10 protein-coding genes are annotated in these 14,381 nt (G+C 63.1%); 4 read left to right on the top strand and 6 right to left on the bottom strand.

The window, feature by feature from the left end; all coding sequences use genetic code 11:
- Nucleotides 1-7 precede the first annotated feature (7 nt).
- Nucleotides 8-505 (top strand): GreA/GreB family elongation factor, encoded by a 498-nt coding sequence (locus tag AC3RCM_RS03810; RefSeq protein ID WP_060538637.1) that lies wholly within the window; start codon nt 8-10, stop codon nt 503-505.
- Nucleotides 506-704: 199 nt separating this feature from the next.
- Here AC3RCM_RS03810 and gdhA read toward each other — a convergent pair whose 3' ends face one another.
- The 3 genes from gdhA to AC3RCM_RS03795 form a co-directional block, all read right to left on the bottom strand.
- Complete coding sequence (gdhA, locus tag AC3RCM_RS03805; RefSeq protein WP_003247498.1) at nt 705-2,045, bottom strand: NADP-specific glutamate dehydrogenase; 1,341 nt, start codon at nt 2,043-2,045, stop codon at nt 705-707.
- Between the two features lie 221 nt (nt 2,046-2,266).
- Nucleotides 2,267-3,934: an energy-dependent translational throttle protein EttA gene (ettA, locus tag AC3RCM_RS03800; protein WP_010951931.1), complete on the bottom strand. Its 1,668-nt coding sequence runs from the start codon at nt 3,932-3,934 to the stop codon at nt 2,267-2,269.
- Nucleotides 3,935-4,238: 304 nt separating this feature from the next.
- Complete coding sequence (locus AC3RCM_RS03795; protein ID WP_492629383.1) at nt 4,239-4,643, bottom strand: hypothetical protein; 405 nt, start codon at nt 4,641-4,643, stop codon at nt 4,239-4,241.
- Between the two features lie 248 nt (nt 4,644-4,891).
- Here AC3RCM_RS03795 and AC3RCM_RS03790 point away from each other — a divergent pair, with 248 nt between their 5' ends.
- From AC3RCM_RS03790 to AC3RCM_RS03780, 3 genes are all read left to right on the top strand, one after another.
- A complete protein-coding gene (locus AC3RCM_RS03790) occupies nt 4,892-8,722 on the top strand; it encodes a sensor domain-containing protein (RefSeq protein WP_336090170.1) in 3,831 nt (1,276 codons plus the stop codon).
- Between the two features lie 249 nt (nt 8,723-8,971).
- Nucleotides 8,972-10,225, top strand: a complete 1,254-nt coding sequence (gene glyA, locus AC3RCM_RS03785) for a serine hydroxymethyltransferase (RefSeq protein WP_003247505.1) — start codon at nt 8,972-8,974, stop codon at nt 10,223-10,225.
- 248 nt (nt 10,226-10,473) lie between these two features.
- On the top strand, nt 10,474-11,427 hold the full coding sequence (locus AC3RCM_RS03780; RefSeq protein ID WP_457251419.1) for an arsenic resistance protein: 954 nt from the start codon (nt 10,474-10,476) through the stop codon (nt 11,425-11,427).
- Between the two features lie 28 nt (nt 11,428-11,455).
- Here AC3RCM_RS03780 and AC3RCM_RS03775 read toward each other — a convergent pair whose 3' ends face one another.
- The 3 genes from AC3RCM_RS03775 to AC3RCM_RS03765 are packed head-to-tail and all read right to left on the bottom strand — an operon-like array spanning nt 11,456 to nt 14,294.
- Nucleotides 11,456-11,773: a RidA family protein gene (locus tag AC3RCM_RS03775; RefSeq protein WP_020193334.1), complete on the bottom strand. Its 318-nt coding sequence runs from the start codon at nt 11,771-11,773 to the stop codon at nt 11,456-11,458.
- A 46-nt stretch (nt 11,774-11,819) separates the two neighbouring features.
- Complete coding sequence (locus tag AC3RCM_RS03770; RefSeq protein ID WP_457251418.1) at nt 11,820-13,238, bottom strand: aldehyde dehydrogenase family protein; 1,419 nt, start codon at nt 13,236-13,238, stop codon at nt 11,820-11,822.
- 12 nt (nt 13,239-13,250) lie between these two features.
- On the bottom strand, nt 13,251-14,294 hold the full coding sequence (locus AC3RCM_RS03765; RefSeq protein WP_064492828.1) for a homoserine dehydrogenase: 1,044 nt from the start codon (nt 14,292-14,294) through the stop codon (nt 13,251-13,253).
- Between the last annotated feature and the right edge of the window lie 87 nt (nt 14,295-14,381).

Raw genomic sequence — 14,381 nt, 5'->3', positions numbered from 1 at the left:
GCCCTACATGAGCCGAGCATTCGTCAACGAAGACCAAGCCGCCGACCAGGCCGACCAGCCGGTCGAGCGGCGCATCAGCGAACAGCCCAACTATGTGACGGCCAGCGGCCTGCGCCAGTTGCAAACGCGGGTGGCCGAGCTGAATGCCTTGCGCAGCGAACTGCAGGCGCAGGGCGAACGGGGTGACAAACAACGGCTGGCCGATACCGAGCGGGATCTGCGCTACTTCAGCGCGCGGGTGCAAAGCGCCCAGGTGGTACCCGCGGCGACTTCCCATAGCAAGGTACAGATTGGTAGCCGGGTGCGATTTGTCGATGCGCAGGACCAGGAGCAGGTGGTGCAGCTGGTGGGCGAGGATGAGGCGGATGCCGGGCGGGGGTTGATCAACTGGGGTTCGCCATTGGGGCGGGCTTTGCTCGGGGCTGGGCCGGGTGATGAGGTGGTCTGGCGGCGGCCGGTGGGGGAACAGGTGATAGAGGTGGTTGAGATTCTGGGTGAGGGTTGAGGGCCCTGGGGCTGCTTTGCAGCCCATCGCGACGCAAGGCCGCTCCCACAGGGCCTTGACTGCCTGGTTGTCCAACTTCTCGGGTGCAGTCCAGCCTGTGGAAGCAACTGTCTTGCTCAACTTCTAAAAGCTGGCGCCATCCCTGTGGGAGCGGCCTTGCGTCGCGATGGGCCGCAAAGCGGCCCCCTACGGTCTCAGATCAGACCACGCCCTGAGCCAGCATCGCATCGGCCACTTTCACAAAGCCCGCAATGTTCGCCCCCTTGACGTAGTTGATCCGGCCATCAGCCTCTTCACCGTAGTGCACGCATGCATGGTGAATCGACTGCATGATGTTGTGCAGCTTGCTGTCCACTTCACCGGCCGTCCACAGCAGGCGCATGGCGTTCTGCGACATTTCCAGGCCCGACACGGCTACGCCGCCCGCATTGGAGGCCTTGCCCGGGGCGTACAGAATGCCGGCGTCCAGGAAGATATCCACAGCCTCTAGGGTAGTCGGCATGTTGGCGCCTTCGGCCACACAGATACAGCCGTTACGCAGCAAGGTGCGGGCATCTTCGGCGCCCAGCTCGTTCTGGGTGGCGCATGGCAGGGCGATGTCGCACGGCAGGCTCCACGGGGTCTGGCCCTTGCGGAACTCCAGGCCGAATTGCCCGGCCAGCTCGCTGATACGTCCGCGCTTGACGTTTTTCAGCTCCATCAAGGCGTCCCACTGGGCGTCGGTCAGCCCGGCTTCTGCATACAGGGTACCTTCAGAGTCAGACAGCGAGATCACCTTGCCGCCCAGGTCCATGACCTTACGCGCAGCATACTGGGCGACGTTGCCCGAACCAGACACCGCCACGCGGCGGCCGTCGATACGCTTGTCCTGACGCTTGAGCATTTCTTCGGCGAAGTAAACGCAGCCATAGCCGGTGGCTTCCGGGCGGATCAGGCTGCCGCCATAGGTCATGCCCTTGCCGGTCAACACCGAGGTGAACTGGTTGGCCAGGCGCTTGTACTGGCCGAACATGAAGCCGATTTCGCGGGCACCCACGCCGATGTCACCGGCCGGTACGTCGCAGTCAGCGCCGATGTGGCGATACAGCTCGCTCATGAACGCCTGGCAGAAGCGCATCACTTCGGCGTCGCTCTTGCCTTTCGGGTCAAAGTCCGAGCCGCCCTTGCCGCCGCCCATGGGCAGCGAGGTCAGCGAGTTCTTGAACACCTGCTCGAACGCCAGGAACTTCAGCACGCTGAGGTTCACCGACGGGTGGAAACGCAGCCCGCCCTTGTACGGGCCAATGGCACTGCTCATCTGAATGCGGTAACCGCGGTTGACCTGCACCTTGCCCTGGTCATCGACCCAGGAAACGCGGAACAGTACGGCGCGCTCGGGCTCGACCATGCGCTCGAGGATGCCGGACTGCAGATAGTGGGGGTTGGCTTCAAGGAATGGCCACAGGGTGCGTAGCACTTCTTCCACCGCCTGGTGGAATTCCGGCTGGCCTGGGTCACGCTGCTTCAGGCGTGCAAGGAAATTGTCGACAGATTCGATCATGGTAGACATCTCACCAAGAGGATTGGACTTATTGGTTTTTTCAGGAATGTACCAAGAAGCAATCGCACCGGAATAGGGCGAGATGTCGTTTTTATGAAATTATTTGGTGCGTTTTATATAAGTGTATACAAAACGCACCTTTGATTTCCCATTCTTAGCGGAACGCCAGGCACAAAAATGGGGCCCCTTTGGGCCCCATTCTCGTGCATCAGAAAACCGGCTTACTGGGCCAGTTTCTTGTGCCGTACACGGTGCGGCTGGGCAGCAGCATCACCCAGACGCTTCTTGCGGTCGGCTTCGTACTCGGTGTAGTTACCTTCGAAGAACACCACGTTCGAGTCGTCTTCGTACGCCAGGATGTGGGTAGCCACACGGTCCAGGAACCAACGGTCGTGGGAAATCACGATCGCGGCGCCCGGGAAGTCCAGCAGGGCTTCTTCCAGCGAACGCAGGGTTTCGACGTCGAGGTCGTTGGACGGTTCGTCGAGCAGCAGAACGTTACCGCCTTCCTTCAGGGTCAGGGCCAGGTGCAGGCGGCCACGTTCACCACCGGACAGGTCCTTGACGAACTTCTGCTGATCGCCACCTTTGAAGTTGAAGCGGCCAACGTAGGTACGCGAAGGGATCTCGTAGTTGCCGATGCGGATCTGGTCGGAACCGTCGGAGATCTGCTGGAACACGGTCTTCGCGCCGTCCAGGTCCTCGCGGCTCTGGTCCACACAGGCCAACTGCACGGTTTCACCGATCTCGATGCTGCCCGAGTCCGGCTGCTCCTTGCCCATCAACATGCGGAACAGGGTCGACTTACCGGCACCGTTACCACCGATCACGCCAACGATGGCGCCTTTGGGCATGGAGAACGACAGGTTGTCGATCAGCACACGGTCGCCGTAGCCCTTGGTGACGTTCTTGAACTCGATAACCTTGTCACCCAGGCGCGGACCGGCCGGGATATAGATTTCGTTGGTTTCGCTGCGTTTCTGGAATTCCTGCGACTGCATTTCTTCAAAGCGCTGCAGACGGGCCTTGGACTTGGACTGGCGGGCTTTGGCGCCTTTGCGCACCCACTCCAGTTCCTCTTTCATGGCCTTCTCGTGGGCGCTCTGCTGCTTGGATTCCTGCGCCAGACGCTCCGACTTGGCTTCCAGCCAGCCCGAGTAGTTGCCTTCGTACGGGATGCCGGCGCCGCGGTCCAGCTCCAGGATCCAGCCGGCGACGTTGTCGAGGAAGTAACGGTCGTGGGTAATGGCTACCACGGTGCCCGGGAAGTCGTGCAGGAAGCGCTCCAGCCAAGCCACCGAGTCGGCGTCCAGGTGGTTGGTCGGTTCGTCGAGCAGCAGCATGTCGGGTGCCGACAGCAGGAGGCGGCACAGGGCCACACGGCGTTTCTCACCACCGGACAGGTGTTCGATGCGCGCATCCCAGGCCGGCAGGCGCAGGGCATCGGCAGCGACGTCCAGCTGGCGCTCCAGGTTGTGGCCATCAGCGGCCTGCAGGATGGCTTCCAGCTTGGCCTGCTCGGCGGCCAGCTTGTCGAAGTCGGCATCCGGCTCGGCGTACGCCGCATAGACCTCGTCCAGGCGAGCTTGGGCGTCCTTGATTACGCTGACCGCTTCCTCGACCACTTCACGCACGGTCTTGGTTGGGTCCAGTTGTGGTTCCTGTGGCAGGTAACCCACGTTGATGTCGGGCATCGGACGGGCTTCGCCGTCGAATTCCTTGTCGACGCCCGCCATGATCCGCAGCAGGGTCGATTTACCCGCGCCGTTCAGGCCAAGTACGCCAATCTTGGCGCCTGGGAAGAACGACAGGGAAATGTTCTTGAGAATTTCCCGCTTCGGCGGCACGACCTTGCTCAGCCGATGCATGGTGTAGACGTATTGAGCCAAAACCAAGCCCTCTAATCAGATAGGTAAAGACATCGCCGATCGCCCCGGCACGCGGTGGCCAGTGGGATGTGTTTACGGGGTGTCATTGAACAAAGTCGACCATTCTACGCCAACGCGCGGCGTTGCATAGGAGGGGCCGATGGTGGGGTGTGATCAGTGCGGTCACTGGGATGAATTCATTGCCTGTGCCGGCCTCTTCGCGGGCATGCCCGCTCCCACAGCGTCACCACAGAGTCTGAAGAATCCGCGATTCCTGTGGGAGCGGGCGAGCCCGCGAAAGGGCCGGCACAGCAGCCGAAGAGGCTCAGACGTGACGCTGTTTGGCCTTGCCCCGCGGCAGGCGGCAACGGTCGCCCTGCTCGGCCAGGCGCGCGGCCCAGGCGGACTTCACGCTGAAGCCGCCGCTGCGGGCAGGTTGCTGCTCGGCCGCCTTGGCCGGTTTGCCAGGTGCAGGCGAAGTGCTGACCACCTTGGCTGCCGGCTTGACCGCCGGTACTGCAACAGCCGGCTCTGCTGCCACCTTGGCGGTCTTGCGCAGTTCAGCCAGCGATGGGGCCTTGCTTTTGGCGGCAGCGGCCGCCTCGGGTTTGCCCAGCGAACGCTGGCAAGACTTGCAGGATACGTCCTCGGTCACGGCAGTGCTGACAAGGGTCTGACTGCTGCGCCCGCAGGCGGAATCGAGGCCATTGGAGGAAAAGTGAGTAACCAAAACCGAACATCTCCGATGCGTTGTCATGTGAAGCGGGCGCTATTCTCGCACAGGTTACAGGGGCTTGCCGAACCACCGGGCAGCCACCATCGGTCAACATGGCTGGCACTTCGCCATAATCCGAGGCATGCTAGCCGGTTTCGGGTGTCCGGCCTTATAGTGCGCCACCGCGGTGCGCAAGCCGGGCGCCGGCACGCACCGTGCACGATCATTCCCTGCCATCGCCAGCCCAATCGCAGGATCAACGCTTGACCAACCTTACTCATCCGTCGTCATTGCGTTCCGCCCCACAAGCACCCGCGACTCTCCTGCGCGGGTCGATCAAGGGTGCGCTGGCGCTGCTGGCCCTGATCCTGCTGGGCCTGCTGCTGTGGCAGCTGTTCGCCCAGTTCAATCATACCCAGGCCGAATTGCGCAAACAGAGCCTGGACGCCTCCGCGGAACTGGCCGACCACCTGAGCCTGAACATGGCGCTCAAGGCGCAACAGGCCGTGAACGTGGTGCAACCCTACCCTGATGCACCGACACCTGCCGCCCTGCCCAGCCTGCTCGGTACCCTGCGCGAGCGCCTTCCCGCCCTGCAGAGCGTGGCCTGGCTGGACAACGTCGGGCAGCTACGCGCCGACAGCCAGGCCGGCAGCCCCGACCGCCAATCGCTTGACGAGTTGCTCGTACTGAGCCAGGGTCGCCCGTACTTCTTCACCAATTCGGCCGACAACCACCTCCTGTACCTGTTGCTGCGCCAGGATACCGCACAGGGTAGCGGCTACTGGTTACTGCGCCTGTCACCGGACTATTACCGCGAGCTTACCCTCCACCTCGAGGGCAGTGGCCACCCGCAGTGGCTGCTGGAAAACAGCCGCAGCGGCGAGGTGCTGCAGCGCCATGCCGCAACCGACACCAGCGACGAGCCGCTGCAAAGCGTGATGCTGGCCTTTATCGAAAACAGCACCTGGCAGCTACGCGGTCTGTTCGACGCCAAACTGGCCCAGCAAAAATTATTGCCGGCGCTGCTCGGCAAGTGCCTGCTGGTGCTGTTCTGCGCCCTGCTGCCAGTGCTGGCGCTGATCAACATGCGTCGCCGCCAGCGGGCGCTGCAGGAAGACCGCCGGCGTTATCAGGAAATTTTTGAAGGCACCGGCGTTGCCCTGTGCGTGCTCGACCTGTCCAGCCTGCCCGGCCAGCTCGACCGCTACCACCTGCGTAACCGGGCCGCACTCAAGCACAGCCTGGCGCTGGACCCGAACCTGCGCCGCTCGCTGCTGCTGGAGCTGAAGATCACCGAGGTCAACCAAGTGGCGCGCCAGCTGCTGAACATCGACTGCCACGAAGGTGCCTGGCAGCGGCTGATCGATGGTACTGGCGACAGCCGAGACAGCGTCGGCATGCAACTGATCGACGCACTGATCGAACAACGCCCGTTGCTGGAGCTGGAAGTGCGTCTGCCGACACCGCAGGGCACCGAGCTGCACCTGTGGCTGATGGCGCGCCTGCCGCTGCAGCGCCGTGATTATCAGGCGGTGATCCTCAGCATCAGCGATATCACCAGCCGCAAACAGGTGGAGCTGTCGCTACTGGAACGCGAAAGCTTCTGGTCGGACGTGGTACGCACCGTACCCGACCAGTTGTATGTGCAGGATGTGCCGAGCCAGCGGATGATCTTCAGCAACCGCCACCTCGGCCAGACCCTGGGCTACGACCGCACCGAGCTGGCTCAGATGGGCGACCGCTTCTGGGAGCTGCTGCTGCACCCCGAGGACGCCGCACACTACCAGGCACTGCGCCGCCAACAGCGCGACAACTGTCATGACCAACCGCTGCACTGCCAGCTGCGCTTCCGCCACCGCGACGGAAGCTGGCGCTGCTACGACATCCGCGAGCAGGTGCTGACCCGCAACGCCGAAGGCCTGGTGACGCGCATCATCGGTGTGGGCAAGGATGTGACCGTTCAGATCGAGGCCAGCCAGTCGCTACGTGACAGCGAGCAACGCTACCGCATGCTCGCCGAAAGCATCAGCGACGTGATCTTTTCCACCGACAACCAGCTCAAGCTCAATTATGTCAGCCCCTCGGTACAGAGCGTGCTGGGCTACCAGGCCGACTGGATCTTCGCCAACGGCTGGCAGTCGATCGTCGCCAACCCGGCTCAGCTCACCGGCATCTACAGCCTGATGGAGCGTGTCAGCAAGGCCATGGGCGATCCGGCGCAGATGGCGCAACTGTGCAGCCAGTTACCCACCCAACTGTTCCTGTTCGACTGCCTGCGTGCTGATGGCCGCAAGATCCCGATCGAGCTGCGCCTGGTGCTGGTGTGGGACGATGACCAGCGCTTCGAAGGCGTACTCGGGGTGGGCCGCGACATCAGCCAGCAACGCCGTGCCGAAAAAGACCTGCGCATGGCCGCGACCGTATTCGAACATTCCACGTCGGCGATCCTCATCACCGACCCGGCCGGCTATATCGTTCAGGCCAACGAGGCGTTCAGCCGCGTCAGCGGTTACGCCGTCAGTGAAGTGCTCGACCAACTGCCGGGCATGCTCACTGTCGACGAACAGCAGGAAGGCCACCTGCGCTATGTGGTCAAGCAACTGCACCAGCGCGGCAGCTGGGAAGGTGAAGTGTGGCTCAAGCGCCGTGACGGCGACCATTACCCGGCCTGGGTCGGCATCACCGCGGTACTGGACGACGAAGGCGACCTGGCCAGCTACGTGTGCTTCTTCACCGACATCAGCGAACGCAAGGCCAGCGAACAGCGCATCCACCGCCTGGCCTACTACGACGCCCTTACCCACCTGCCCAACCGCACACTGTTCCAGGACCGTTTGTACAACGCCCTGCAGCAGGCCGAGCGGCAGAAGGCCTGGGTGGTGCTGATGTTCCTCGACCTCGACCGCTTCAAACCGATCAACGACTCCCTCGGCCATGCGGCCGGCGACCGCATGCTCAAGGACATGGCCCTGCGCCTGCTGGCCTGCGTGGATGACGACGACACGGTGGCACGCATGGGCGGCGACGAGTTCACCCTGCTGCTGCAACCGCGCCCCACCCGCGAAATGGCCCTGAACCGCGCCATCCACGTGGCCGAGAACATCCTCGGCAGCCTGGTGCGGCCGTTCGTGCTGGAGAACCGCGAGTTCTTCGTTACCGCCAGCATCGGCATCGCCCTCAGCCCGCAGGATGGCAGTGAGCTGAGCCAGCTGATGAAGAACGCCGACACCGCCATGTACCACGCCAAGGAACGCGGCAAGAACAACTTCCAGTTCTACCAGGCCGAAATGAACGCCAGCGCCCTGGAGCGCCTGGAGCTGGAAAGCGACCTGCGCCATGCCATGGAGCAGAACGAATTCATCCTCTATTACCAGCCGCAGTTCAGCGGCGACGGCAAGCGCCTGACCGGCGCCGAGGCGCTGCTGCGCTGGCGTCACCCGACCCGAGGCCTGGTGCCGCCGGGCGACTTCATCCCGGTGATCGAGGAACTGGGCCTGGTGGTGGACGTGGGCGACTGGGTGCTGCGCGAGGCCAGCCGCCAGCTCAAGGCCTGGCACAAGGCCAAGGTGCGAGTGCCGAAAGTGTCGGTGAATATTTCGGCGCGGCAGTTCTCCGACGGCCAGCTAGGCACGCGGATTGCCAACATCCTGGAAGAAAGCGGCCTGCCGCCGGCATGCCTGGAACTGGAGTTGACCGAAAGCATCCTGATGCGCGAGGTGAACGAGGCGCTGCAGATTCTTGCCAGCCTGAAGAACCTCGGCCTGAGCATTGCGGTAGACGACTTCGGCACCGGCTACTCGTCGCTCAACTACCTCAAGCAGTTCCCCATCGACGTCCTGAAGATCGACCGGACCTTCGTAGACGGCCTGCCCGAAGGCGAGCAGGACGCGCAGATTGCCCGGGCGATCATCGCCATGGCCCACAGCCTCAACCTGGCAGTCATCGCCGAGGGCGTGGAAACCCACGAACAGCTGGAGTTCCTGCGCGAGCATGGTTGCGACGAGGTGCAGGGCTATCTGTTCGGGCGGCCGATGCCGGCGCATCAGTTCGAGGCGCAATTCTCCAACGAGACCTTGTTCATGTTCCATTGACCCGCACACAAGGTCCCCGTAGGAGCGGGTTTACCCGCGAACACCGGCCAAGCCGGTGCCATCCACCGCGCCGCATTCCTGCATAAAAAAGCGGACTTCCAGGTCAACTCCCGCCCCCGCCCAGCCCAGAAACGGCGCGGGATGCAAGATGAAGCCCATTGGTCTGCGACTTGACGCCACTTCATATGCCAGCCGCGAATCAATCGGTTAGAATGCACACCCAAATTACCCCGATCCTTGAGGACCGCCATGTTCAGCCGTGATTTGACCATTGCCAAGTACGACGCCGAGCTCTTCGAAGCCATGCAGCAAGAAGCTCTGCGCCAGGAAGAGCATATCGAGCTGATCGCTTCGGAAAACTACACCAGCCCGGCAGTCATGGAAGCCCAGGGCTCGGTCCTGACCAACAAGTACGCCGAAGGCTACCCAGGCAAGCGCTACTACGGCGGTTGCGAGTACGTCGACGTCGTCGAGCAACTGGCCATCGACCGTGCCAAGGAGCTGTTCGGCGCCGACTACGCCAACGTACAGCCGCACGCTGGCTCCCAGGCCAACGCTGCCGTCTACCTGGCCCTGCTGTCTGCCGGTGACACCATCCTGGGCATGAGCCTGGCCCACGGTGGCCACCTGACCCACGGTGCTTCGGTAAGCTCCTCGGGCAAGCTGTACAACGCCATCCAGTACGGCATCGACGGCAATGGCCTGATCGACTACGACGAAGTCGAGCGCCTGGCTGTCGAGCACAAGCCCAAGATGATCGTTGCCGGCTTCTCGGCCTACTCGCAGGTTCTGGACTTCGCCCGCTTCCGCGCCATCGCCGACAAGGTCGGTGCCTACCTGTTCGTCGACATGGCCCACGTTGCCGGCCTGGTTGCCGCAGGCGTGTACCCGAACCCTGTTCCGTTCGCCGACGTGGTCACCACCACCACCCACAAGACCCTGCGCGGCCCGCGCGGCGGCCTGATCCTGGCCCGTGCCAACGCCGACATCGAGAAGAAGCTGAACTCCGCCGTCTTCCCGGGCGCCCAGGGCGGCCCGCTGGAGCACGTCATCGCGGCCAAGGCCATCTGCTTCAAGGAAGCCCTGCAGCCAGAGTTCAAGGCTTACCAGCAGCAAGTCGTGAAGAACGCCCAGGCCATGGCCAGCGTGTTCATCGAGCGCGGTTTCGACGTGGTTTCCGGTGGCACCCAGAACCACCTGTTCCTGCTGTCGCTGATCAAGCAGGAAATCTCCGGTAAGGATGCTGACGCCGCCCTGGGCAAAGCCTTCATCACCGTCAACAAGAACTCGGTACCGAACGACCCGCGTTCGCCGTTCGTCACCTCGGGCCTGCGTTTCGGCACCCCAGCCGTTACCACCCGTGGTTTCAAGGAAGCCGAGTGCAAGGAACTGGCCGGCTGGATCTGCGACATCCTGGCCGACCTGAACAACGAAGCGGTGATCGACGCCGTCCGTGAGAAGGTCAAGGCCATCTGCAAGAAGCTGCCGGTTTACGGCAACTGATTGGCGCTTGCCTGAAGTGAAAAAGCCCGGCCCAGTGCCGGGCTTTTTCGTGAACGGACCATGAAACACGTTCGCAGGCCTGATACACATCCTGTGGGAGCGGGCGTGCCCGCGAAGAAGGCTACGCGGTGGATGGCACCGGCTGCGCCGGTGTTCGCGGGCACGCCCGCTCCCACAGGGAATGATTTCGAGCAGCCACGTGCCATCACGTATTACCCTGTTTGACACCACCAACCACAGGCCACACCTTGACCAGAGAACAACTCGAAACCCGGCAGATCCCCATCTACTTCGCCGCCGTACTGGCCGCGATCGTTTTCGGCCTGCTGGCCAGCGACACTGCGCGCCAGCTTGAAGCCCTGATCACCCCCGCCATCGCCGTGCTGATGTACGCGATGTTCCTGCAAATACCCTTCCTCGACCTGCGCCAGGGCCTGGGTAACCGCCGCTTCATCACGGCCCTGCTACTGGCCAATTTCATTCTCGTTCCGCTGCTTGTCTGGGGCATCACCCGCGGGCTGGTGGAACACCCGGCGATCCTCGTCGGTGCCTTGCTGGTGCTGCTTACGCCCTGCATCGACTACGTGGTGGTGTTCACCCACATTGGCAAAGGCGACTCACGCCTGACCCTGGCCGCAACCCCCGTGTTATTGCTGGCGCAACTGGTGCTGCTGCCGGTGTACCTGGCCCTGATGCTGGGTGGCAGCAGCCAGGTGGCAATCTCCATCACCCCGTTCGTGGAAGCCTTCGTGCTGTTGATCGTGTTGCCGATGGCCCTCGCGGTGTTCACCAGCGCCGGTGCCCGGCGCTCGCGCGCAGTCGCGACCTGGAACGACGCCTGGGCGTGGTTGCCGGTGCCGGCGATGGCCTTGGTGCTGATGGTGGTGATCGCTTCGCAGATTGCCGTGGTACTGCGTGATTTCGACCGTTTGCTGCCGGTGGTTCCGGTATACATCGGCTTCATGCTGCTGGCGCCGGTGCTCGGTTTCATCTGTGCGCGCCTGCTGCGCCTGCCGGCCAGCGAGGCACGCTCGGTGACCTTCAGCGCAGCCACGCGCAACTCGCTGGTGGTGCTGCCGCTGGCGCTGGCGTTGCCAGAAGAGATGCGCGGGTTGGCGGCGGCAGCCGTGATCACGCAAACCCTGGTAGAGCTGGTGAGCGAACTGATCTATGTACGGGCGGTACCACGGTTTGTGCGTTGACCCGTGGTACTCGTCATAGAGAAAAGGACTATTCGGGGCACACGGCGAACACCTGCACCTCTACCAGGTAGCCAGCCCCCAGGTCGGCGCCCACGCAGGCCCGCACCGGTTTTGCACAGCCTTGCAACCAGGCGTCGTACACTTCGTTGACCAGGTCGAAGTGGCGGTAGTCGGCCAGCCACATCTGAACCCGCGTCAGCTGCGCCTTGCCGACGTTGGCCTGCACCATCAGGCCGTCGATCACGCTCAGCGCCTGACGCAACTGCCCCTGCACATCCTGTTGCAGGTCGTCGGCCACGATGCCTGCCGTTTCGAACAGGCCCCTGTAACTGACCGCCAGTGACATCCGCGCGCTTGATCCGTAGCGAGTGATCATCGAGGTACCCTCCCCCTCAACCCATCTGGTTGAAGCAGACGACTTTGGGTTGGGTCATGTCCTCGTAGGCGAACCGCACCCCCTCGCGCCCAAGACTCCCATACTTGGCGCCACCAAATGGCATGGCATCGAAGCGGTAGTCGGAAGAGTCGTTGATCATTACACCGCCGGCCTCGATACGCCGGGCCAGGCTCAACGCCAGCGACAGGTCGCGGGTGAACACACCGGCATGCAAGCTGTACTCCGGGGCATTGGCCAGCGCTATCGCCTGCTCGACAGTCTCGAAGGGCGCCAGCATCACCACCGGTGCAAAAACCTCCTCAAGCCACAGCCGGCTGACGTGGTCCACGCTTTCGAGCACTGTCGGCGCATAGATCGCCCCCTGACGCTGGTGGCCGCAGAGCAGGCGGGCACCGCCCTCAAGCGCCTGGTTGACGCGTTCTTCGATCTGTCGGGCAGCCGCTTCGGTGATCATCGGCCCCATATCGGTTTCGCGCCGGCCCGGATCGCCCCAGACCATCGCCTGGGTCAATGCCACGAAGCGTGCACGAAACGCTTCGTAGATCGAGGCATCTATGAGAATGCGCTGGGTGCCGATGCAGTTCTGCCCGGCCGCCCAGAACGCGCCCGACACACACGACTCGACAGTGGCTTCCAGCTCGCAGTCCTTGAGCACCAGCACCGGGGCGTTGCCGCCAAGGTCCATGGCAAGCTTTTTCAAGCCAGCCCCGTGCGCAATCTTTTCGCCCGTCGCGAAACCGCCCGTAAAGGAAACCATGCGCACCTCACGCACAGCCACCAGCGCCTTGCCCAGTTCGGCGCCCCCTGTGGCTACAGTGACGACGGCCTCCGGCAACCCTGCCTCCACCAGGTACTGCACCAGTTTCAGGGCAGAAAGCGGGGCCAGTTCCGAAGGTTTCAGAATGACCGCATTGCCCCCTGCAAGTGCTGGCCCCAGCTTGTGCGCCACCAGGTTGAGCGGGTCGTTGTACGGGGTAATGGCCAGGATCAACCCCAACGGCTCGCGGGTGAACCAGCCCTGACGCGATTCGGAGCCCTCATAGGCATCGAAAGGCACCACCTCACCGGCGTTGCGCCGCGCCTCTTCGGCAGACAGCTTGAGCGTGTTGATGCAGCGTTTGACCTCTTTCTCGGCCTGGCGCAGGGTCTTGCCCGCTTCATCGACGATCAGGCCGGCAAAGTCTGCCGCATCCCGTTCAATGAGCTGAGCGGCGTGTTCCAAAATAGCTGCCCGACGGTGCCGGGGCAGCGCCGCACTTTCACGCATACCCTGACGGGCAAGGGCGAGCAAGGCAGGCACCGCTTCTGCGCCGAGGTTGTCGACGCTGCCAACCAGGCTGCCATCGAAGGGGTTGTACACATCGATCAAGGCGGGTTGCTGAACAAGCGCCCGCGATATGGAAGTCAGGCTCATGAACGTTGCTCCTCAGGCCGAATGGCCGGCCGCGTGAATGGCGACAATGTCCGACAGCAGGGCAAAAGCCGTTTCGATGCGCCCCGCCCCCGGGCCGGACACGGTTACAGCCCCCAGCAACTCGGTGTCGAACGCCAGCGCATTGGTGGCGCCCGAAATACCCGCCAAGGGGTGATGGCCAGGCAGCAGCTTCGCTTCGACGCTGGCTCGCACCGAACCATCGGCTTCACGGCGGGCGCTGCCGATCAGCTTCCAGCGCTCGCCCGCCGCCCGTGCCCGCTCGATAGCCGCGCTGTCGATGGCACTGATACCGCTGCAGGCCACATCACCCACCTGCAGACAGGCGCCGAGCAACTCATTGGCGAGGATCACCACCTTCAGGCGTACGTCATGGCCTTCCACATCGGCGGTCGGGTCAGCCTCGGCAAAGCCAAGCGCTTGTGCCTGGGCCACTGCCTCGTTGAAGCCAAGCCCTTCCTCCATGCGCGTGAGCACATAGTTCGAGGTCCCGTTGAGAATGCCCTCGAAACCCACCAGGCCCGCGCCCGCCAGGGTCTGGCGCGCCATGCGCAGCACCGGTGTGCCGCTCATCACGGCGCCTTCGTATTCGAACGACACATTGTTGGCCTTGGCCAAGGCCTTGAGCGCCTGGGCATGCAAGGCAATCGGCCCCTTGTTGGTGGTGACCACATGCTTGCCCGCCTCCAGCGCCCAGCGGCAGAAGGTTGCCGCCGGTTCACCGTCCTTGGGGTTGGTGAATGTGGCCTCGGCGATGATGTCGGCGCCTGATTGCTTGATCACCGCCTCATTGAACGCCTCAGCCGAACCTTGAGGGATTTGCGCCAGCGCGCCCTTCTGGGCCGGCAGCGCGGCCAGCATGGCGGCATCCAGGCCGTCGCGGTCGATCACCGACCCCAGGAACAAGTCGGTGACACCAACGATTTTCAGGCCAAAGCCCAACTCTTGCTGCCAGCGCGCATTGCGTTCGGCGATCAGTTGGGCAAGAGCGCGGTTAACGCCACCAAAGCCAACGAGTGCAATTTTGTATTCGGTCATGGTTTGCTGTCCTGTCCAGGCAGTGGGTCGATGAGGACTAGCGTAAGAGCCGTGCACTGCCAGTTGAATATGGCAATCCGCTGTATT

Source organism: Pseudomonas sp. GW823-FHT05G12, from assembly GCF_058795575.1.
This window is presented reverse-complemented; position numbering and strand designations above follow the sequence as displayed.

Coding starts and splice junctions, on each gene's coding strand:
- AC3RCM_RS03765 (WP_064492828.1), bottom strand. CDS start 14,294: ATGACCGAATACAAAATTGCACTCGTTGGCTTTGGTGGCGTTAACCGC.
- AC3RCM_RS03775 (WP_020193334.1), bottom strand. CDS start 11,773: ATGTCACTGGCGGTCAGTTACAGGGGCCTGTTCGAAACGGCAGGCATC.
- AC3RCM_RS03770 (WP_457251418.1), bottom strand. CDS start 13,238: ATGAGCCTGACTTCCATATCGCGGGCGCTTGTTCAGCAACCCGCCTTG.
- gdhA (WP_003247498.1), bottom strand. CDS start 2,045: ATGATCGAATCTGTCGACAATTTCCTTGCACGCCTGAAGCAGCGTGAC.
- AC3RCM_RS03810 (WP_060538637.1), top strand. CDS start 8: ATGAGCCGAGCATTCGTCAACGAAGACCAAGCCGCCGACCAGGCCGAC.
- glyA (WP_003247505.1), top strand. CDS start 8,972: ATGTTCAGCCGTGATTTGACCATTGCCAAGTACGACGCCGAGCTCTTC.